Raw genomic sequence first — 19,620 nt, forward strand, 5'->3', positions numbered from 1 at the left:
TTACGGGCGCGGGGCCGGGTTCCGCGCCCGGCACCGCGCCAGCGACAGCGCGAAGACCAGTCCGGCCGCCACCGCTCCCACGGCATACCAGGGAAGCACCGCAAGATCGAAGCGGGCACCGGTCAGCCCGATCCCGAAGCCGCGCGAATATGCCGCCGGGATCAGCCCTAGCGTGAGCAGCATCGCCGCCAGCCCGCCCAGTGCCGCACGCAGGTTCAGCTGCCCGATCCGGATCCGCGTTGCCAGCCAGAAGCAGAGGATCAGCAGCGCCCCGAGCAGCAGCTTGGCCGCCGGTCCGATATCGTCGCCCATCTTCCAGACATTTGCCGGCAACCGGTCCAGCCCGTGGCGCTCGAATGCGATCAACAGCCCCGGCAGGAACACCGCCGTCGCCCAGCCGAACAGCCAGGCCGGCCCGCCGCACTTGAGATCGCTCAGCCGCATCTTTTCCCCCTGTTTCGCGGGAAGCTAACCCGAAACGGGGCGGCCGTCAGTCCTTCTTGAGGTTCTTCGCTCCGCCCGCCAGGATCGCGGCGGTGGCCTCATGCGCGCCGCGATAGGCTTCCTGGAACTCGGCGCTCCAATATTTGAGCCGGTCGAGCGGGATCGGTTCGCCGCTAACGGCGCAGACGACATGGGTGCCTGGGCGGATCACGTCGAAGTCGGACGCGTCGTAATGGAGTTCGGCAATAGGAGACATGCAACCCATCTAGGGGGTGATGGCCCGCTCGCCAATGCTCAGCGCGCCAGTACCGCGTCGATCCAGCGATCCACCACCGCGGTTGCGGGGTAGCCGGGGTCACCAAGCTGCCGGTTGATCTGCATATGCCCGCGCAAGCCGCGCCCCTCAAAACCCTGCACCGTTACCCTTGCCCCCGCCGCCTTGAGCGCACGCCCCAGCGCTTCGGACTGGCGGGTGCCATCCTCGCGCTGCACATGGAGGATCAGGAAGTCCCGTGCATTGGGTGCCGCGGCCTGCAGCGTCGGCGACAGCGCCCGCTGGCGCGCCGGATCGCTGCCGAACGCCGCCTGGTAGGTCTTGCCCATCACCCGCGGACCCTCGTCCATCTGGCGCGGCACGTCATAGGCGGCGCCGTCGAGCAGCACGACGCCGGCGATCCGGTCGAGCCCCCAGCCCGCCTTTTGCAGGTAACGCGGATCGGTGGCGACCAGCGCCGCGAGATGCGCACCGGCGCTATGTCCCATCACCATCACCTTGCCGGGATCGAAGCCCAGCGCACGGGCATGCTGCACCAGATATGCCAGCCCGTCGGCGACATCCTGTGCCTGCTGCTCCACGGTCGCACCGGGCACCAGCCGATAGTTGATGCTGGCGAAGGCGAAGCCGCGCCCGGTGAAATGCGCCACCTTCTCCGCGCCCGTGGCATTACCCTTGTCACCGCGCTTCCAGCCGCCGCCATGGATGAACACCACCAGCGGCGCATCGGCCTTCGCACCCTTGTAGAAATCGAGCTTCTGCAGCTCGGCCGCGCCATAGGCGATCTCGCGCGCCGGCACCGATTGCGAAAGCGCAGGCGCAGCGGCGAGCAGCAACAGGGGGAACAGGAACAGGGACTTGCGCATCGGGCACCTCGGATCGAACCAAATCGACCTGTCTAACGGTGAGCCCCGCGAAACCCTTCGGTCCCGCACGAGATTTCAGGCGCGCAGGATCAGCAGGTTGCCCAGGATCACCAGCGCGCAGACCCACATCAGGATCGCCTTGGTCCGGTCGGCACGGAACTGCTTCCAGCCACCCCATACGAGAACGCCCATCGCGATCACCGCGATACTCAGCCAGAGCGGTTCGAGCGCCGGGTTCAGCATCAGCGGACGAGCAGCCAGATCACCAGCACTATCGCCCCGATCACGCCGCCGAACAGCGCAATCATCTTCAGGTCGCCGCGATAGATGATCCGCAGCAGGCCCCACAGGAAATAGCCGAGCCCGCGCGCGCCGACGCTCATCACATTGGCGATCACGGCTCCGAAGCGGTTGGACACGGGGTCAGTCTTTCCCGGCAAGGACTTGGGCATAGGCATCGGGATCGGCATTGCCGCCGGAAAGGATCACGAGCAAGCCCGGCTTCACATCGATCTTGCCCGCCAGCAACGCCGCCAGCGCCACCGCGCCGCCCGGCTCCACCACCACGCGCAGCTTCGCCGCCGCCCAGCGCTGCGCCGTCCGGATCTCGGCCTCGCTTACCGCCACGCCAGTGGCGCCGCGCCGCGACAGCACGTCGAAGGTCAACGGCGAGACGCGCGTGGTCTGCAGCGCGTCACAAGCGGTCGGCGGAGGATTGTCGCCCACCGGTTCGATCCAGCCCGCCTCCAGGCTGCGGGTCATGTCGTCCCAGCCCTCGGGCTCGACCACGATGATCTCGGAATCGGGCAGCGCCAGCGCGAGGCCGGCCGCCAGCCCGCCACCGCCGCACGGCACGATGACATTGGCGGGATCGGGCAGCCGCGCCTCTACGATCTGGGTCATCGCCTCGATTCCGGCACTCCCCTGCCCCTCGATGATCCAGGGATCGTCGAAGCTCGGCACAAGGGTGGCACCCCGGGCATGGGCAAGATGCGCGGCGATCTTCTCGCGGCTCTCGGTCATCCGGTCATAGGAGACCACTTCGGCCCCCATCGCCAGCGTCGCGTCCCGCTTCACCTTCGGGGCGTCGGCCGGCATCACGATCACCGCCGGGATACCCAGCTTCTTCGCCGCCCAGGCGACTCCCTGGGCATGGTTTCCGGAGGAAAAGGCGACCACGCCCTTCTCGCGCGCATCATCGTCCAATGCACTAAGCCGATGCCATGCGCCGCGGATCTTGAACGCGCCGATCGGCTGCAGGCACTCGGCCTTGAAGCACACCGGCACGCCCCGAATTTCCTGAACGAACAAAGGGGTTTGCGGCAGGATCGCAGCAACCTTGGCAGCGGCATCCCGGACCCCAGCCCGCGTTGGCTGTCGCACAATCGTCACACTTCACCCCCGCCGTAAAAATCCGGACGCGCGAATCGCTTTACACACCGGACCAACGTCCTTATGTGCCGCTCTCCCGCTGCCCCATGGGACTTCCAACCGCAAGGCAGCAATTGTCAACGATCGCCGTAAGGCACTTGGAGGTCCCTTGAGTTGCACCAGCATCATCGCGCGCTGGGGTTAGCACCCCTTTCGACCGCCGGCATCAACGTCACCGGCATCGACATCGCTAAGCAGGGTCCGGTTCAGCCGGTCACGCTCGTCCGTCCGCATGCTGCGGCACGGGCCGCCCAGTTCTTCGTCGAGAAGTTCCCGGGCAAGGCAATGTATGCCGTGAAGGCGAACCCTTCGCCCGAACTGCTGCAGATTCTGTGGGATAACGGCATCACCACCTATGATGTGGCGTCGATCGGCGAAGTTCGCCTGGTCGCCCGCACGCTGCCCGAAGCCACGCTCTGCTTCATGCACCCGGTCAAGGCCGAGGAAGCGATCGAAGAGGCGTACTTCACCCACGGCGTCCGCACCTTCTCGCTCGACAGCCTCGAGGAGCTGGAGAAGATAGTCCGCGCCACCAGCCGCGACGGCGTGCCCGCGAGCGACCTGACGCTCTGCGTGCGCCTGCGCGTCTCGTCGGACCATTCGAAGCTCAGCCTCGCGTCGAAGTTCGGTGCCGGCCCGGGTGAAGCCGCCAAGCTGCTGTTCGAGACCCGCCAGGTCGCCGACGCGCTGGGCATCTGCTTCCATGTCGGGTCGCAGGCGATGTCGCCCGAAGCCTATTCGAACGCGATGGAGCGCGTGCGCGCCGCTATCATCGAGTCGGCAGTCACCGTGGACGTGATCGACGTCGGCGGCGGCTTCCCCTCGGTCTATCCGGGTATGACCCCGCCGCCGCTCGAAGCCTATTTCGAGACGATCCACCGCGCATTCGAGAGCCTGCCGATCTCCTATTCGGCCGAGCTCTGGGCCGAGCCGGGCCGTGCGCTGTGCGCCGAGTACAGCTCGATCGTGGTGCGCGTGGAGCGCCGCCGCGGTGCCGAGCTGTACATCAACGACGGTGCCTATGGCGCGCTATTCGACGCCGCGCATATCGACTGGAAGTTCCCGGTCGAGCTGCTGCGCGAGCCGGAATCGAACGCCAAGGACGTCGAGTTCAGCTTCTATGGCCCGACCTGCGACGATCTCGATTACATGAAGGGCCCGTTCCTTCTGCCGGCCGACACCCGTTCGGGCGACTATTTCGAGATCGGCATGCTCGGCGCCTATGGCTCGGCGATGCGCACCGCGTTCAACGGCTTCGGTACCGACGCGACTGTCGTCGTAGCCGACGAACCGATGGCCTCGATGTATGTCGAGCTCGCGGAACGTCAGCCGGCGTGGAACGTCGTCAAGCTGTAACGCAACACACGCTACTACCACGTCACCCCGGCCTTGAGCCGGGGTCCCGCTGCCTCTACAGGCGCAAACAGGCGGGACCCCGGCTCAGGGCCGGGGTGACGAATGCTTTGGGTTTCCGCGTCCCCTTTTCGAAATGACGGCGGCCAAGAAAGATGGGAGCAACCCCATGACCGACACCAACACGCTCAACAAGCAGGCGAGCGCCAACGCCCCGATCAACGACACCCGCAAGGCGGAACTGCTGTCGAAGCAGGTCAAGCACATCGACATCACGTCGTTCGATGCGCGCCCGATCGTCGACGCGATGGCGGATATGAGCTTCACCAGCCGCGACCTCGGCCGCGCGACCAAGATCTACAACGAGATGCTGGCCGACAAGGACTGCACCGTCGTCCTGGTCATCGCCGGCTCGACTTCGGCCGGCGGCTGCATGGACCTCTATGCCGAGCTGGTGCGCAACAACATGGTCGACGTGATCGTCGCCACCGGCGCCACCATCGTCGACATGGATTTCTTCGAGGGTCTTGGCCACAAGCACTATCAGGCGCTCGAGATCCCCGACGACGACACGCTGCGCTCGCTCTACATCGACCGCATCTACGACACGTACATCGACGAGGAAGCGCTCCAGAACGTCGACCACACGATCTTCGAGATCGCCGAGACGCTCGAGCCCAAGGCCTATTCGAGCCGCGCGTTCATCCGTGAGATGGGCAAGTATCTCGTCGAGCATGGCAAGAAGGACAACAGCCTGGTCAAGCTCGCCTATGAGCATGACGTGCCGATCTTCTGCCCGGCATTCGTCGACTCGTCGGCTGGCTTCGGCCTGGTCAAGCACCAGGTGGACCGCGCCAAGGAGGGCAAGCCCTACCTGCTGCTCGACGCGATCGCCGACTTCCGCGAGCTGACCGAGATCAAGATCCAGGCGGGCACCACCGGCCTGCTGATGATCGGCGGCGGCGTACCTAAGAACTTCATCCAGGACACCGTCGTCTGCGCCGAGATCCTCGGCCATGACGATGTCGAGGTGCACAAGTACGCCGTGCAGATCACCGTCGCCGACGTGCGCGACGGCGCCTGCTCGTCCTCGACGCTCCAGGAAGCCGCCTCGTGGGGCAAGGTCAACACCGGCATCGAGCAGATGGTGTTCGCGGAAGCGGGCTCGGTCATGCCGCTGCTGGCATCGGACGCCTATCACCGCGGCCACTGGCGCGAGCGCGTGAAGCGCGGCTGGGCGAAGCTCTTCGCCTGATCCCTTCGCGGATCGCAAGGAAACAGGGCGGCCGGGACATCCCCGGCCGCCCTTTTCTTTTGGGCATCGAAGCGCTAGAGCGACCGCGTCGGAAAAGGCAGGCTTGGTCTGGTCAGCCCAAGCCCTTCTGGTAACGGAAGCTCTGGTCTTTGGCCTCGTGCCCTGGATCCCCACGACGAACGCCGGACGCCTGATGGCGTCCTCCGGTTCGTCGGCAGGTGGTCCCAGGCTTGGGGAACGCTCCGGTCGAACCCTCGACTGTGGAGCTTGCCATGCCTTCGATTTCCCCTTCCCATGACGTCCTGATCGCCGGTGCCGGGCCGGTCGGCCTGTTCCTCGCCTGCGAGCTGCGGCTCGCGGGTTGCTCGGTCCTGGTCCTCGAACGCGATGCCGATCCGCATGCGCCGCTCAAGGCCCTGCCCTTCGGCCTGCGCGGGCTTTCCGTGCCGACCATCGAAAGCCTCGACCGCCGCGGGCTCCTCCAGCCGCTGAAGGACCGCGCCGCCCGCAAGGATATTCCCGGCGCCGCGCACTGGATGAAACAGCCCCGCCGCGCCGGCGGGCATTTCGCCGGCATCCAGTTCTTCCACGACCAGGTCGATCCCGGCCAATGGCCATGGCGCCTGCCCGATCCGGTCGAAACGCTCGCAGCCGACATGGCGAGCATCGAGGCGGTACTGTACGAGCGCGCCGAGGCGCTGGGAGTCGAGATCCGCCGGGGCCGCCCGGTGGAAGCCGTCGCGCAGTCGGACGAGGGCGTAACCGTATATGCCGGCGGCCAGGCCTTTCTCGGGCAATGGCTGGTCGGCTGCGACGGCGGCCGCAGCGCGGTCCGCAAGGCCATGGGCATCGGCTTCACCGGCACCGCGCCCGAGTTCACCGGCTATTCGGCGTTGGTCGAGCTTGAGGACCCCGCGCTGCTCGCGCCGGGCCGCCACTACACCGCCACGGGCATGTACACCTTCATCGCACCCGGGACGATCGCAATGGTCGATTTCGACGGCGGCGCCAGCCATCGGACCCCGGCGACGCGCGAGCATGTCGAGGCCGTGCTGCGCAAGGTCTCCGGCGCCCCGGTCACCGTGACCAGCCTCGAACTCGCCACCACCTGGACCGACCGCGCCTATCTCGCGGCCGACTATCGCAAGGGCCGCGTGCTGCTCGCCGGCGATGCCGCGCATGTCCATTCGCCGCTCGGCGGCCAGGGCCTCAACCTCGGCCTGGGCGATGCGATGAACCTGGGCTGGAAGCTCGCCGCTGCCATCCGGGGCCGCGCCCCCGCCGATCTGCTCGACAGCTATGCACGCGAGCGCCGGCCCGTAGCGGCGCAGATCCTCGACTGGTCGCGCGCGCAGGTCGCGCTGATGCGGCCGGAGCCGGCATCGCGCGCGCTCGAGGCGATCGTACGCGACATGATCGCGACGCACGACGGCGCGACCTATTTTGCCGGGCGGGTCTGGGGCGTGGGACTGCGCTACGACCTCGGCGACGCGCACCCGCTGGTCGGCAGGAGCGCACCGGACTTCGCGCTGGCGGACGCAACCCGCCTCAACCGGCACCTTCATGACGGAAACAGCCTGTTGCTCGACTTCAACGCCCGCGCCGCGCTGCGCGCGATCGCCGATCGCTGGCCGGGGCAACTGGCCTATCTGGCGGCTGAAGCCGATAACCGGCTGGGAGTCGATGCCATGCTGATCCGGCCTGACGGCATCGTCGCCTGGGCCAGTTCCGCGGCGCAGGCGGAAGCCGATCCCAGCCCCGCCATCAAGCGCTGGCTCGGCGCGCCGACAGCCTAGGGCTGCGGCCTCGCCCTCTGCTGCGGGTACGAAATCTGTCCCGCTCCGGGAAAAAGAGACCATGCGGTCTTCTGTGAAGTCGCAAGCTGCAACATGCGGGCATCAATCGGGTTGCAGTCTCATGGTTGACGTATCAGTGAGAGTTGAATGCCCCGTCTGACCGAAGCGACCGCAGCCAAGCGGCGCATGCACATCCTCCAGGCCGCCGCGCACTGCCTTTTCGAACGCGGTCTGCTCGCCACCTCGGTGGATGATGTCTGCGCGCAGGCGGGGATCAGCAAGGGCGCCTTCTACAGCCATTTCCCGAGCCGCGAGGCCCTGATTCACGCCGTGACCGACATGCTCTCGGCCGAGCTTGGCCCGGTGGACGACAGCAGCATCGCCGCGCTCGCCGATTCCGTGTTCGAGCGCCAGATCGCCCCTGCCCTGCCCCCCGCCAACGCCCGTTTCGGCATAGAGATCACGGCCGCCAGCGCCGGTGACCTGGGGCTGCGCGAACGCAACACCGCCAATCTCGAGCGCCTGCGCATGGCGATCGAAGCCGCGGTACGCAGCCTGGTTGCCGCCGGCAAGGCGCGCCCCGATGCCGATGCGGAAGCAGTGGGCTGGCTCGCCCAGGCGCATGTGATGGGCGTGCTCTGCCGCAACGCCGTCTGGCCCGCGCAGGACGAGGCGGCGCTCCGCCGCGCCACGCACCTGCTGTTCGAAAGCCTGCTCGCCCCGGTTTAGTTGCGCTCCCGAAAGGTTTCCGGCAGCTTCCCCGCACAACGCGGTGGAGGGGGACTGCAATGCACAGCGAAATTCTCGTGCCGGTGGTGGCGCTTGTCGCCTGGACCCTGGTGATGCTGGCCTGGATGCTGGTCCTGCGCATCCCCGCGATGGTCAAGGCCGGCGTCGATTTCGGCAAGCTGATCGGCTCGAAGGGTTCCGACGCGGACAAGATCCTGCCCGCCGAAGCGCAGTGGAAAGCCCATAACTACAACCACCTCCACGAGCAGCCGACGTTGTTCTACGCCATCGCGCTCACGCTCGCGCTGCTCGATCGGGGTGACGGCATCAACCTCTGGCTTGCCTGGGCCTATGTGATCCTGCGCATCGCCCACAGCCTGGTGCAGGCGACCTTCAACAAGGTGTCGACCCGTTTCGCGCTGTTCCTGCTGTCGACGCTCGCGCTGGCGGCGCTAACGCTGCACGCCGGCATCGCGATCGTGATCGATCACGCCACCCCTACCCCGATCGAGACGACGGCGGCCGTGTACGATCGCTAGGCCAGGTCACCACCGTCACCCTGAACTTGTTTCAGGGTCCAACCTTGCTCGGGCAACACCGTCGCTTGTTGCACCTTGGATGCTGAAACAGGTTCAGGATGACGGGAACAACTAGGCGAACAGCCTATTCAGGCTGCGCTCGAGCATCAGCAACTGCCACAGCGTCCGGCCATGCTCGGCACGGCCTGCCTTGTGGTCCGCCGCCAGCCGCTCGATCGCGTGCAGGTCGAACCAGCCCGTGCTCTGGAGCAGCTTCGAGCGCCCCAGCGCCGCGGCTTCATCGGCCAGCGCCTTGCGAAACCAGGCGCTGATCGGGGTCACGAAGCCCATCTTGGGCCGATAGAGCACGTCCTTGGGCAGATACGGCTCCAGTGCCTTCTTCATCAGCCACTTGCCCTGTCCCGCCCGGATACGGAGCGAGGGCGGCAACGTCGCCATGAACTGGACCAGTCGATAATCGAGCAGCGGTTCGCGCGCCTCCAGGCTCACCGCCATGCTGGCGCGATCGACCTTGGTCAGGATGTCGCCCGGCAGCCAGTGCTGGATATCGGCATATTGCGCCCGGTCGAGCCCATCGCGCGCCGGCGCCTGGCGCATCGTATCGGTATAACGCTGTTCGGCGGTGTGACCGGCCAGCGCCTTCTTCATTGCATCGCTGTAGAGCGCGGCCCGCAGTGCCGGCCCGGTAACACCCACTGCCTTGGGATAGGCCTGCTCGCCATTCTCGGCGAGCGCCAGGAAGGTGGTCTTGGCACGGAACGGGCGCGGCGCCCAGTCGGCCTTGGGATAGAGCCGCCCCAGCGTGCCGAACAGGCTGGTGCGCAGCTCCGGCGGCAGCAGCCCCCGCATCCGCTCCTCAGCCGCGAAGAACTTGTAGCGACGGTATCCGGCCAGCGCCTCATCCGCGCCATCGCCCGACAGCGCCACCGTCACGCTCTCGCGCGCCAGTTCGCACACCCGGTAGGTCGGCAGCGCCGAGGCATCGGCAAAGGGCTCGTCGAACGCATGGACCAGCGTGTCGATCAGCGCGAAATCGTCCGACGCGACCTTGCGCGCCTGATGCGCGGTGGCGAAGCGCTCCGCGACCATCTGCGCATAGCCGGTCTCGTCATGATCGGCCTCGTCGAAGCCGATCGTGCAGGTCTTCACCGCCGCCTTGCTCGCCTCGGCCATCAGCGCGACCACCGCCGAGCTGTCGACGCCCCCCGAGAGGAACGCGCCCAGCGGCACATCGGCGATCATCCGCGAGCGCACAGCGCTGCGCATCATGTCGAGCAGTTCGGCCTCGAGATCGCGGACCTTGCCCGTCGCGCGCTTCGAGAAGTCGATGTCCCACCAGCGCTGCGGCGCCGGCACCGGCTTGCCGCGTTCGAGCAGCAGGAAATGCCCTGCGGGCAACTTTTTCACACCGCTCAGGATCGAGGCGTCGTCGGGCACATAGCCGAGACCCAGATAATCCTCGACCGCGCGGAAATCGGGCGTGCGGCGGAACAGCGGATGCGCCAGCAGCCCCTTCAGCTCCGAGGCGAACGCCACCGCCCCGTCCGACAGCTCGGCATAATGGAGCGGCTTCACCCCGAAGCGATCGCGCGCGAGGAATAGGCTCTGGCTGCTTGCGTCATAGAGCGCGAAGGCGAACATGCCGTTCAGCCGCTCGAGCATCCGCGGCCCCCAGGCACGCCAGCCATGGAGCAGCACCTCGGTATCGCTATCGGTGGCGAAGCGCGCGCCCTTGGCCTCCAGCTCGGCGCGGACCTCCTGGAAGTTGTAGATTTCGCCATTGTAGGTGACGACCACGCCCTGGTCCGGTGTCGCCATAGGCTGCACGCCGCCTTCCAGGTCGATGATCGCCAGGCGCCGATGCCCCAGCCCCACGCCGGCGGTGACCCATACGCCCGATCCGTCCGGCCCACGATGCACCAGCGCATCAGTCATCTGCACGATGCGCGCGGGGTCCACCGGCTTGGCCAGCGCGGGATAATAAAGGCCGGCGATGCCGCACATGCTACGGAGTGTCCCCCAAATCTCTAGTCGTCACCCCGGCGGAAGCCGGGGTCTCGCTCGGCTCTTTTCCCGCACCCTCGCCTGAGATCCCGGCTTTCGCCGGGATGACGGGAATTGGCAAGATCAGTGCGTCCCCGTCATGCGATCGGTCAGCCCCTCGACCGGTCCCATCGCCCCCAGAAAGTCCTGGATCGCGGCATGCGCGCCATTCTCGCTGCCCTGCTCGGCTGAGAGCAGCACTGCCACGCCCGACTGGTTGCCGCCGAGCAGCTTGGTCTTGAGCGTCTCCAGCTTCACCCGCTTCTCGCTGCCGGTCAGCACGCCGCCGATCCGGTACCAGGTGACGACTTCTCGCTCGACGCGCCCTGGCCCGGTCATCCGCAGCGCGGCACCGCGGCGCACCGGCCCGAGGTCCTCGATCTTCACCCAGCGGTCATTCTCACGGATCGCGCCGATGCCGAAGCCGACCAGCTCGCGCCCCTCATGCTGGGTCGCATAGACCGCCACCGCCAGATCGACGCTGCGGCCATTGTCGTCGGCATAGCGCCCGATCAGCATGTGATCGGCGCCCGGGAAATTGGGTGACCAGGCCGCGCGCGTCGCCGGTGGGACGCGGTGCCAGCCGGGCACCTCCGGCAACGCGATCTGGGCGGGCAGCTTCGAGGCACGCGCGTCGTTGAGGCTCGACCACCCCAGGAACAGGCTCGCGACCAGCAACACCAGCACGCCCGCGATCGGCGCATCTACACGGCGCGTCGGCACCGCCTGGAGCTTTCCAGCGTCGAACCAGCGCGCATCGGGGTCGCGGTCGAACCATTTCCAGCCGATCGCCAGCACCGCGGCCATCACCAGCGCGAAGAACACCCAGCCATAGACGATGTGATCGAAGCCGGTCGCCGCCTCCACCGAAGTCCACCACGCCGCATAGATCGTCCCGAAGGCGCGCAAACCATTCGCCAGGATCGGCACGACGATCGCAGCGACCATGAACGCCGCGCGCTTGCGCCACGAGACGTAGCAGACATTCGCCACCAGCACGCCGAACGCGATCATCGCGATCACGAACTTGGCGCCCGAGCACGCCTCGGCCACTTCGAAATAGCCGTTGGAAGTGGTGATCAGCACTCCGTCCACACTCGCCGGGACCCCGAATGCATGGAGCATCGGCATGATCATCGTGATCGTGATGTCCTGCAACGGCCCTTCCATGAAGTCGCCGAACGGCACCAGGAACGCCATGTAGCAAAGCGGGAAAAGCACGGCGCGCGACACGTTCGGCCCCAGCACGCTCACCACCGCCCCCTGCAGCATCAGCACGAGCCCCGCATGACGGAACAGCGCGACGCCCGCGGCATCGCCGACCATCCAGCCGAGCCCGCCGCACGCAACGATCGCAAGCCCGGGCCACCAGCCTTGCGGCACGACTTCGCTCAGCTCCACCCGGCGCTGCCAAACCAGCCAGGCGATCACCGGGGTGATGAACAGGCAATGCCCGAAGGTCGTGTTGGTCCAGTAGATCGTCGCCAGATCGGCGGTGTCGCGGTGGAAGATCGCCAGCAGCGCCACCCAGGCGCCGGCCAGGATCGCGGCATGCCGCTTCCAGCGCGCGTCGAAGGTGGCGGTGGCGGGCATGGGAGCCTGCGCGGGGATCGCTACATCGGCCATCAAAACCAAACCTCGTCATCCCCGCGTAGGCGGGGATCCAGAGCCACGAAGGACTCGCTTTGTACCCTGGATCCCCGCCTACGCGGGGATGACGGAGAAATAGTGAACGCCGCGCCCTTTTCTGGGCTCACGCCGCCCGCCGCGGCTTCTTGGGCACGTCGGTCACGCGGGCGACGCGTTCTTCCTTGGCGGGGCGCAGCGGCTGGCCGAGCACTTCGTCGAGCGGGCTCAGTCGCGCTTCCCAGCTGTATCGATCGATCACCCGCTGGCGCGCCGCCTCGCCCAGTTCGGTCGCTTTGCGCCGGTTGGAGAGCAGCCGCGTCACATGCTCGGCCATCTCGCCCACGGTGGCGCCGACCAGGATGGTGCCGCCATGGTCGATGCCGGTCGCGGCCGCCTCGCTGGCCACCACCGGCCGTGCCATCGCCATGCCTTCCAGCACCTTGTTCTGGATGCCGCGCGCCAGCTTGAGCGGCGCCACGACTACCGCCGCCTGCGCCAGCCAGCCACGCACATCCGGCACTTCGCCGATCACCGCGACGCCCGGATGCTTGCCCAGCGCCTTCACCGCGTCGGTCGGGTTGCGACCGACGATGATGAAGCGGGCATCGGGATGGACCAGGCGGATATGGGGCAGGATCGTCTCGACGAACCAGGTCACGCCCTCGATGTTCGGGCGATAGTCCATCTGACCGGTGAAGACGATCGTCGATCCCATCACATCGACGCGCTTGAAGGTCGATGCGGGGTCGAAATACTCGGTGTCGATGCCGTTCTCGAGCACATGGACGCGGTCGGCGCCGGTGCGCTGGCGGAACAGCTCCGCCTCCGCCTCGCTCACGAACAGATTCGCATCTGCGCGCTGCGCGATCGCCTTTTCATGCGCGAGCAGCATCCGCGCCTCGCGCCCGAGCATCCAGCGCATCGGGCCCTTGGAGCTCTTCGCGTACGCCGCGAACTTCGCCGAATCCATGTCGACGAAATCCATGATCACGCGCTGGCGCGGCCGCGGCGGCAGATACTGCGCCATCTGGCTGGAGAAGACGTAGATCGTATCGATCCGGTGCCGCTGGAGGATATTCTCCACCGACTGGCGCAGCGCATCATTGTCGAACGCCGTGAGCGACACCGGGCGGTGCTGCATCAGCGCCTGGAAGCCCGCGACCATCTGCGACTTGGCGCGCCAGACGATCGAGCGGTTGCCCGTATATTTGGTCAGCCCGCCCTTCTGCTTCAGATCGGCGGGATCGTCGGCAAAGGCGATCAGATGCACCCGCTGCTTCGTCGACAGGTACTTGAGGACGTGGAAGCCGCGGATCTTGTCCCCCCGATCGGGGGGATAGGGCACGCGGTGCGCCAGGAACAGGATATCGCCCATCAGCCAAGGCCCTTCGCGATCAGCGGACCGGCGCGATTGGCGATCCACAAGGGCAGCTTGCTCCAGACGCGCACCTGCAGCGAATATTTCGGGTTCACCGGGCTCGCATCGCGCGGCTTGGCGCCCTCGGCGATGCGGTCGTAATAGGTCAGCGGTTTCGGCTCGAAGCCCCAGTTCTTCTTGAACGCCGCCGGTCCGGTGCCGGTCTTCGAACGGCCGAAGTCGAAACGCTGGCAGCCGCGTTCACGGGCATGGCGCATCAGCTCGAAATACATGCGGTCATTGGCGCGCAGCCCACGCGCCGCGCGCGTGCCGCCGCCCCAATAGGGGTAGACCGCCCCCTTCCAGTAAAGGCTCAAAACGCTCGACACTGCCACCCCGCCATAGCGGACAATAAGCACATCCGCCGAATTGCCAAATTCGCGCAAAACCTCGGAAAACAGACTCCGGGGAAATACGGGCGTGCCGAGGTTGCGGACCGACTCGGCATAGACGGCATAATGGGCGGCGATGTCGTCGGGATTACAGCCGATCGAGATCTGCAGGTCGTTCTCCAGCGCCTTGCGCACCTCGGCGCGCTGCTTGCGCGGGATGGCGAGCAGCTCGGCATCATCGTCCGCGGCCAGGTCGCGTACGAAACCCAGGTAGCGCGTGTCGTCCACGCTCCATTCCGGCCCGGGCAGCGGGCCGCCGCGCACTTCCATCACCGGGCATTTCAGCTTCTGCGCCAGCGTCCAGGCCGCGTCCGCCATCTGCGAGACCAGCCGCGCGTCATGCGTCAGGATGCCGCCGCCCACGCCGAAACCCGCCGAGGCCAGCACCTTGCCGAAGATCGGCGAATAGATCTCGGTCAGCGGCATCACGCCGGCCAGGTCGCCCTTGGCGTTCTCGGCGACGAGATAGTGGCTCTTCTGCCCGCAGCCCCGCGCCACCCCGATGCTCCAGGCAGGCAGATGGAAGGGCGTGCCCTCGGGATGATCATGGACGAACGCACCGATCCGCGCGCGCTCGATCTCGTCGCCCAGGTCGGCGATGCGCAGCGACACCGGCTTGGCGAGCAGGGGCGCGTTCACTTGGCGCACTCCGCCTTCAGCTTCTCCGCCTCGCGTGCGGCGACTGCGTCCATCCGGCCCCATTCATGCCCCGCGATCAGCGTTTCGAGCTTGCCCGCCATTGCGCCCAACCGGCTGTAATGGCGCAGCTTCGACTTGAACGGCGCATCCTGCACGCGCGGCTGGCCCGGGTCGATCTCCCAGGGATGAAAGTAGAAGATCGCGGGACGAGCCGCGTCATTGGCGGCGCGCACCGCGCGATAGGTCACTTCGCCGGGCAACAACCGGAAGAAGCCGCCGCCGGTGGTCACCTCGCGACCGAAGAAGATCGCCAGCGTGATCGGCACCTCGATCAGCTCGGCGCCCGGCACCGGCCAGAAGGCCCCGCGCGGCGCATCATGCCAGCCATAATGATCGTGCTTCACCGGCGCGACGCTCGACGAATAGGCATAGCCCTCCTCGGCAAGCACCTCGTGCGCCCAGGGCGTGCGGCGATCGATCGAGAAGCTCGGCGCCCGGTACCCGGTGACCTTCTGCCCGCTCGCATCCTCCAATGCCTTGCGCGCCCGGCCGATATCGGCGCGGAACTGCTCGGGATCGAGGGTGAAGACGCGGGCATGATCCCAGCCATGGCTGGCGACCTCGTGCCCCGCTTCGGCGATGCGGCGAATCAGCGCCGGATAGCGCTCCGCCACCCAGCCCAGCGTGAAGAAGGTCGCCTTGACCCCGCCCGCATCGAACAGCGCCAGCACCTTGTCGGTGTTCGCTTCCACCCGGTGCTCGAGCGAATCCCAATCATCGCGCGCGATCGTGTTCTCGAAGGCGCCGACCTGGAACCAGTCCTCGACATCGACCGAGAGCGCGTTGACCACCATCGCGATCAGGCCACGTTCCCGCGCACGGGCGACAGGTCGGGACGGCGACCCTGCGCATCGCCCTGCTCGACCCAGTCGACCAGCAGCCCCAGCACGCGGCGCAGCGCCTCGTCCTGATCGCGCAGCTGCGCCTCTAGGTCGGTGATCCGGCGCTGGAGCGTATCGTCGGCAACCGGCGCCACCGGAGCCGGTGCAGGAAAGACCGGGCGCAGCGGCACCGGATCGGTCGGATGCGGCGGCGGCACCGGAGCCCCCATCCCCATCGGCGCGACATCGGTCAGCTCATAGGGTTCCGGCTCAGCCACCGGCGCAACCGGCGGCGGCGCAAAGGCAGCCGGCGTCGCGATCGGCGCCGGGCGATAGGTCGAGAGCGGCGTATCCTGGTTGAGGTCGGCGATCACCGCCGCCAGCTCGTTCGCGCCGAACGTCTCCATTTCCTCGACCGCACCGAACAGCAGCACGCGGCTGGCGAGCTGGTTGATCCGGCGCGGCGATCCGCCCGACCAGCGATGGATCGCCGCCACCGCGTCATTGGTGAAGCGCGGCTTGCCGCGCCAGCCGACACAGGACAGGCGGTGGATCAGATAGGGCTCGACTTCGTCGGCCTGCATCGGATCGAGATGATGCATCGCGATCACGCGCTGGCGCAGCTGCTCGAGCCGCGGATCGCTCAGCGTCATGCGGAACTCGGGCTGGCCGAGCAGGAAGATCTGCAGCAGCGGATAGCCGCCGGCCTGGAAATTGGAGAGCATGCGCAGCTCCTCCAGGCTCTCGATCGGCAGCGACTGCGCCTCGTCGACCACGACGAGCGTGCGCCGTCCGGTGCGCGCCACGGCATGCAGCCCGCGCTCGATCTCGCCCAGCATCTCGGCCTTGTTCAGCCCCGAGCTCTCGATCCCCAGCCCCTGGCAGACGAAGCGCAGCAGGTCCTCGGGGCGCAGCTGGGTCGAGACGATCTTGATCACGTTCAGCCGCTCGCGATCGATCTCGCCGAGCAGATGCCCCATCAGCGTGGTCTTGCCCACGCCGGGATCGCCGGTGATCACCACAAAGCCCTCGCCCTGGCTCAGCCCATAGCCGAGATAGGCCATCGCCTTGCGGTGCGTCGCCGTGTCGAACCAGAATTTCGGATCGGGGGTCAGCTGGAAGGGCCGGCCGGTCAATCCGTAGTGATCGTCGTACATGTTCCCGTCCCGACCCTTAGAAGCCGTAGCGCAGGCCCAGCAGCGCCTGAGCGCTGGCCGAGCTCTCGCCATCCCGTTCGAACCCGAAGATGCCCGTCGAAAGCGTGGCACCGAGTCGTCCGAAGCGATGGGTATAGGCGGCATTCGCTCCCCAACCGTAAATGCCGTCATTCCCCGGGATGTCGCTGTTGTAATAGCTGCCCAGCACGCTGCCCTGTAGCGAGCCGTTCGCGCCGACATCGGTCGAGGCGAAGAGCTGGCCGTAGATGGTCGTGTCGCTGGTGCCGTTGGTGGTGAAGCCGGTACCGCCGGTCGGCGCGATGAAGTCGCGCTTCGCCCAGCCGCCGCCAATGCCGAAGCGGGTGCCGCCACGGCCCATCACCGCCACGCCGGTCACGCCGCGCGCCCGGTAAGCAGAGGTGGTGGCGGAAGCGAGCACCGCGTTCATGCAACCGCCGGTCGCCGCGCTGGTCGTCCCGTAGATGCAGCCCTGGAACTGGTTGCCGAACGGATCGGTGCTGCTCGCGATGCTGGTCGGCAGGTTGGAGAGGCCGCCGTTCAGCTGCTGGCCGAAAGTCTGCACCGTGTCATAAACGCCGATCTGGATGCCGCTGCCCGGGGTCGGCTGGTAGCTGAGCGAACCGGTATAGCTCATCGAGCCATAGCGGCGGCCGACACGCGCCTCGAAGAAGGTGCGGCGGCTCGGCTTCCAGATCACGCCGGCATCCCAGAACACGCCGTCCAGGTCATAGGCGATGCGGCGCGGCGAGTTGGGATCGGTGCGGAAGCGCCCTGCCCCGTCGAGCACCGGCTGGCCGGCACCGTTGAGCAGCGCATCGCGCTGGCTGATCTTGATCTGCTCATAGCCGACGCCGCCTGCCAGGGCGAGGCCGCGCATGATCGGCAGCACCACGTCGCCGCGGCCCCACTTCCCTTCGAAGCGCTGGTCGAGCTGGCCGGCGTCCTCACGCGTGTACGAGCCGCTCACCGTGATGCCGACGGGCAGCACCGTGCCCGACTTCACGCCGACGCTGGCGGTCGCGACATGCACCTTGGAATCGTCATAGTAATCGAGCCGCGGCTGGCCGGCGGCCAATCCGGTCGAACCCGGCGCTTCCACCTTGGTATAGCCGAAGCGGTAGGCGCCGTTGACGAACATCGGCCCCAGATGCGTCGCGAGGTTCGGGCCGACATAGGCCGAGAAGACCTGCGCCGAGTTGCTGAAATTGCCGACATTGCTGGTCTGCACGTCACCGCGGACGTCCGAACGGGTGCGCGTGGCAATACCGCCCGCCTCGATCGACAGGCCCGGCGCCACCGCCGCCTTCACGGTCGCGAGGCCGCTATGCGTGTGATCGTTGTTGAGCTTGTTCTGATAGTCGAACCGATGCTCGTAGCGATAGCTCACCTGCACCTCGACGCGGCGGGACTGCACCTGCGCATCGATGCCGGCGCCAAGCGTCGAGTAGGTCAGCACGTCGCCGCCGTTCAGGTCGGCCGCAACCACCTGGCTCGCCTCGACATAGGGCGTGATCCGGGCGCGCTGGGCGCTCGCCGGCGTGATGGCGGTGGCGGCCAGCAGCGCCGCACCGGTAACGACAAGCCGCTTCACCGGCTTTCCTCCCCATATTCGTAATAGCTGCCAAACCGGCGGCCGCCGGGCTGGAACGAGACGGAATTGAGCACGAGCTGGATATGCTCGCAGGCATCGAGCGTGTTGACCGCCTGGCGCAGGTCGCCCTCGCTGGTCTTGTCCGCACGCACGACGAGCATCACCTGCCCGACATGCAGCGCCAGCACCGAAGCGGGCGATGCCGCGAGCGCGGGCGGCGAATCGAAGATCACGATGCGGCGCGGATTGGCCTCGGCCAGCCCGTCGATCACCGCACGCGCGCGATCGCTGGCCAGCAGCTCGGTATCACTGATCGAGCGGGCACCAGCCGGCAGCACCGAAAGCTGCGGCACATCGGTATCGATGATGCAGTCCTCGACATTGGCCACCGAACCGGCAAGCACATCGAGCAGGCCCGGGCCGTTCGGCAGGCCGAGCCGCGGCAGCACGTCGGGCTTCGGGAAATCGGCGTCGACCAGCAGCACCTCGACGTCGCGCTCGGTCGCCATCGAGAGCGCGAGGTTGATCGCGCAGAAGGTCTTGCCCTCGTTCGGCTGGGCCGAGCAGACCAGGATCATCCGGGCGCGATCGGCCGCCTTGACGGTATCCTTGGCGGCGACCGCGCGCGCGGTGAGCAGCAGCTGGCGCTTCACCATGCGGAATTCCTCCGCCAGCGGGGTGATCGCCCCGCCGGGGATGAGCATCCCGCCCTGTTCGAGCACGCCCCGATCGATCGGCGCGACACGATCGCGTGTGCGGGCGGTCGAAATCTGCGGCTCGGGGGCCGCGCTCTCGGTGATCTCTGCTCCCCGGCGAAGGCCGGGGCCCAGGGTCACGGGCGACTCGCTGCCGGGCTCTGGGGCCCGGCTTTCGCCGGGGACCGGCTGTGCCTGGGGCACAGGCTCGGGAGCAACAACAACGGGCGCAGCAACCGGCGCAGGCGCCACGATCGGCGCCGGCACGATAACAGGAGCCTCGACGCGCGGCTGCGGCGCAGGCGCAGCAACCGGCGCCTCGACAGGCGGCTTCACCGCAGGCTTCGGTGCAGCCTTGGCAACGGGCGCCGGCGGCACGTCCTCGATCGGCGCGGGCGCATAGTGGAAGCCCTGCGCGGCGCGCTCGAGCAGCGATCCCTTCAGGCGGCGGGGCGTATGGTCGTTCAT

General features: G+C 67.3%; 19 protein-coding genes. 5 read left to right on the forward strand and 14 right to left on the reverse strand.

The window, feature by feature from the left end:
• The 6 genes from HNP52_RS12550 to HNP52_RS12575 form a co-directional block, all read right to left on the reverse strand.
• A complete protein-coding gene (locus tag HNP52_RS12550; RefSeq protein WP_184167485.1) occupies positions 1-444 on the reverse strand; it encodes a hypothetical protein in 444 nt (147 codons plus the stop codon).
• 46 nt (positions 445-490) lie between these two features.
• On the reverse strand, positions 491-700 hold the full coding sequence (locus tag HNP52_RS12555) for a DUF2093 domain-containing protein (protein ID WP_260396068.1): 210 nt from the start codon (positions 698-700) through the stop codon (positions 491-493).
• Positions 701-738: 38 nt separating this feature from the next.
• On the reverse strand, positions 739-1,584 hold the full coding sequence (locus HNP52_RS12560) for an alpha/beta hydrolase (RefSeq protein WP_184167491.1): 846 nt from the start codon (positions 1,582-1,584) through the stop codon (positions 739-741).
• 75 nt (positions 1,585-1,659) lie between these two features.
• The gene (locus HNP52_RS12565) at positions 1,660-1,827 is read right to left on the reverse strand and encodes a hypothetical protein (protein ID WP_184167494.1); all 168 of its coding nucleotides are present in this window, start codon (positions 1,825-1,827) and stop codon (positions 1,660-1,662) included.
• Positions 1,827-2,003, reverse strand: coding sequence for a hypothetical protein (locus HNP52_RS12570; RefSeq protein WP_260396160.1), 177 nt, complete (start codon positions 2,001-2,003; stop codon positions 1,827-1,829). Before HNP52_RS12570 ends, HNP52_RS12565 begins: the two co-directional genes overlap by 1 nt.
• Positions 2,004-2,007: 4 nt before the next feature.
• Positions 2,008-2,976, reverse strand: a complete 969-nt coding sequence (locus HNP52_RS12575; protein WP_184167497.1) for a threonine/serine dehydratase — start codon at positions 2,974-2,976, stop codon at positions 2,008-2,010.
• 153 nt (positions 2,977-3,129) lie between these two features.
• Here HNP52_RS12575 and HNP52_RS12580 point away from each other — a divergent pair, with 153 nt between their 5' ends.
• The 5 genes from HNP52_RS12580 to HNP52_RS12600 all read left to right on the forward strand — a co-directional run bounded on the left by HNP52_RS12580 (position 3,130) and on the right by HNP52_RS12600 (position 8,687).
• Positions 3,130-4,371, forward strand: coding sequence for a type III PLP-dependent enzyme (locus tag HNP52_RS12580; RefSeq protein ID WP_184167500.1), 1,242 nt, complete (start codon positions 3,130-3,132; stop codon positions 4,369-4,371).
• A gap of 166 nt (positions 4,372-4,537) precedes the next feature.
• On the forward strand, positions 4,538-5,623 hold the full coding sequence (locus tag HNP52_RS12585) for a 1,9-bis(guanidino)-5-aza-nonane synthase (protein WP_184167504.1): 1,086 nt from the start codon (positions 4,538-4,540) through the stop codon (positions 5,621-5,623).
• Between the two features lie 272 nt (positions 5,624-5,895).
• Positions 5,896-7,419 carry an FAD-dependent monooxygenase gene (locus HNP52_RS12590; RefSeq protein ID WP_184167507.1) on the forward strand — a complete coding sequence of 508 codons (1,524 nt, stop codon included), beginning with the start codon at positions 5,896-5,898 and terminating at the stop codon, positions 7,417-7,419.
• Between the two features lie 147 nt (positions 7,420-7,566).
• Positions 7,567-8,148 carry a TetR/AcrR family transcriptional regulator gene (locus HNP52_RS12595; protein ID WP_184167509.1) on the forward strand — a complete coding sequence of 194 codons (582 nt, stop codon included), beginning with the start codon at positions 7,567-7,569 and terminating at the stop codon, positions 8,146-8,148.
• Between the two features lie 59 nt (positions 8,149-8,207).
• Positions 8,208-8,687, forward strand: coding sequence for an MAPEG family protein (locus HNP52_RS12600; protein ID WP_184167512.1), 480 nt, complete (start codon positions 8,208-8,210; stop codon positions 8,685-8,687).
• A gap of 111 nt (positions 8,688-8,798) precedes the next feature.
• Here HNP52_RS12600 and HNP52_RS12605 read toward each other — a convergent pair whose 3' ends face one another.
• From HNP52_RS12605 to HNP52_RS12640, 8 genes are all read right to left on the reverse strand, one after another.
• Positions 8,799-10,691, reverse strand: a complete 1,893-nt coding sequence (locus tag HNP52_RS12605; protein WP_184167515.1) for an XrtA/PEP-CTERM system amidotransferase — start codon at positions 10,689-10,691, stop codon at positions 8,799-8,801.
• A 123-nt stretch (positions 10,692-10,814) separates the two neighbouring features.
• Positions 10,815-12,323 (reverse strand): exosortase A, encoded by a 1,509-nt coding sequence (xrtA, locus tag HNP52_RS12610; RefSeq protein ID WP_260396069.1) that lies wholly within the window; start codon positions 12,321-12,323, stop codon positions 10,815-10,817.
• A gap of 160 nt (positions 12,324-12,483) precedes the next feature.
• Positions 12,484-13,734 carry a TIGR03087 family PEP-CTERM/XrtA system glycosyltransferase gene (locus tag HNP52_RS12615; RefSeq protein ID WP_184167521.1) on the reverse strand — a complete coding sequence of 417 codons (1,251 nt, stop codon included), beginning with the start codon at positions 13,732-13,734 and terminating at the stop codon, positions 12,484-12,486.
• On the reverse strand, positions 13,734-14,807 hold the full coding sequence (locus tag HNP52_RS12620; RefSeq protein WP_184167524.1) for a FemAB family XrtA/PEP-CTERM system-associated protein: 1,074 nt from the start codon (positions 14,805-14,807) through the stop codon (positions 13,734-13,736). Before HNP52_RS12620 ends, HNP52_RS12615 begins: the two co-directional genes overlap by 1 nt.
• Positions 14,804-15,661: an XrtA system polysaccharide deacetylase gene (locus tag HNP52_RS12625; protein WP_221416268.1), complete on the reverse strand. Its 858-nt coding sequence runs from the start codon at positions 15,659-15,661 to the stop codon at positions 14,804-14,806. The genes HNP52_RS12620 and HNP52_RS12625 overlap by 4 nt, the downstream gene beginning before the upstream one ends.
• A 5-nt stretch (positions 15,662-15,666) precedes the next feature.
• Positions 15,667-16,845 carry an XrtA/PEP-CTERM system-associated ATPase gene (locus HNP52_RS12630; protein ID WP_184167527.1) on the reverse strand — a complete coding sequence of 393 codons (1,179 nt, stop codon included), beginning with the start codon at positions 16,843-16,845 and terminating at the stop codon, positions 15,667-15,669.
• A 16-nt stretch (positions 16,846-16,861) separates the two neighbouring features.
• Positions 16,862-18,457 carry a hypothetical protein gene (locus tag HNP52_RS12635; protein WP_184167529.1) on the reverse strand — a complete coding sequence of 532 codons (1,596 nt, stop codon included), beginning with the start codon at positions 18,455-18,457 and terminating at the stop codon, positions 16,862-16,864.
• A complete protein-coding gene (locus HNP52_RS12640) occupies positions 18,454-19,620 on the reverse strand; it encodes an AAA family ATPase (protein WP_260396070.1) in 1,167 nt (388 codons plus the stop codon). Before HNP52_RS12640 ends, HNP52_RS12635 begins: the two co-directional genes overlap by 4 nt.

The organism is Sphingomonas kyeonggiensis (genome assembly GCF_014204495.1).
Taxonomy (GTDB): Bacteria; Pseudomonadota; Alphaproteobacteria; order Sphingomonadales; family Sphingomonadaceae; genus Sphingomonas; species Sphingomonas kyeonggiensis_A.

Excerpts from the sequence above, each read along its gene's own strand:
- HNP52_RS12615 (WP_184167521.1), bottom strand. The coding sequence starts at position 13,734 with ATGGGCGATATCCTGTTCCTGGCGCACCGCGTGCCCTATCCCCCCGAT.
- HNP52_RS12630 (WP_184167527.1), bottom strand. The coding sequence starts at position 16,845 with ATGTACGACGATCACTACGGATTGACCGGCCGGCCCTTCCAGCTGACC.
- HNP52_RS12560 (WP_184167491.1), bottom strand. The coding sequence starts at position 1,584 with ATGCGCAAGTCCCTGTTCCTGTTCCCCCTGTTGCTGCTCGCCGCTGCG.
- HNP52_RS12605 (WP_184167515.1), bottom strand. The coding sequence starts at position 10,691 with ATGTGCGGCATCGCCGGCCTTTATTATCCCGCGCTGGCCAAGCCGGTG.
- HNP52_RS12590 (WP_184167507.1), top strand. The coding sequence starts at position 5,896 with ATGCCTTCGATTTCCCCTTCCCATGACGTCCTGATCGCCGGTGCCGGG.
- HNP52_RS12600 (WP_184167512.1), top strand. The coding sequence starts at position 8,208 with ATGCACAGCGAAATTCTCGTGCCGGTGGTGGCGCTTGTCGCCTGGACC.
- HNP52_RS12595 (WP_184167509.1), top strand. The coding sequence starts at position 7,567 with ATGCCCCGTCTGACCGAAGCGACCGCAGCCAAGCGGCGCATGCACATC.
- HNP52_RS12585 (WP_184167504.1), top strand. The coding sequence starts at position 4,538 with ATGACCGACACCAACACGCTCAACAAGCAGGCGAGCGCCAACGCCCCG.
- HNP52_RS12565 (WP_184167494.1), bottom strand. The coding sequence starts at position 1,827 with ATGCTGAACCCGGCGCTCGAACCGCTCTGGCTGAGTATCGCGGTGATC.
- HNP52_RS12640 (WP_260396070.1), bottom strand. The coding sequence starts at position 19,620 with ATGAACGACCATACGCCCCGCCGCCTGAAGGGATCGCTGCTCGAGCGC.
- HNP52_RS12555 (WP_260396068.1), bottom strand. The coding sequence starts at position 700 with ATGTCTCCTATTGCCGAACTCCATTACGACGCGTCCGACTTCGACGTG.
- HNP52_RS12550 (WP_184167485.1), bottom strand. The coding sequence starts at position 444 with ATGCGGCTGAGCGATCTCAAGTGCGGCGGGCCGGCCTGGCTGTTCGGC.
- HNP52_RS12625 (WP_221416268.1), bottom strand. The coding sequence starts at position 15,661 with ATGGTGGTCAACGCGCTCTCGGTCGATGTCGAGGACTGGTTCCAGGTC.
- xrtA (WP_260396069.1), bottom strand. The coding sequence starts at position 12,323 with ATGCCCGCCACCGCCACCTTCGACGCGCGCTGGAAGCGGCATGCCGCG.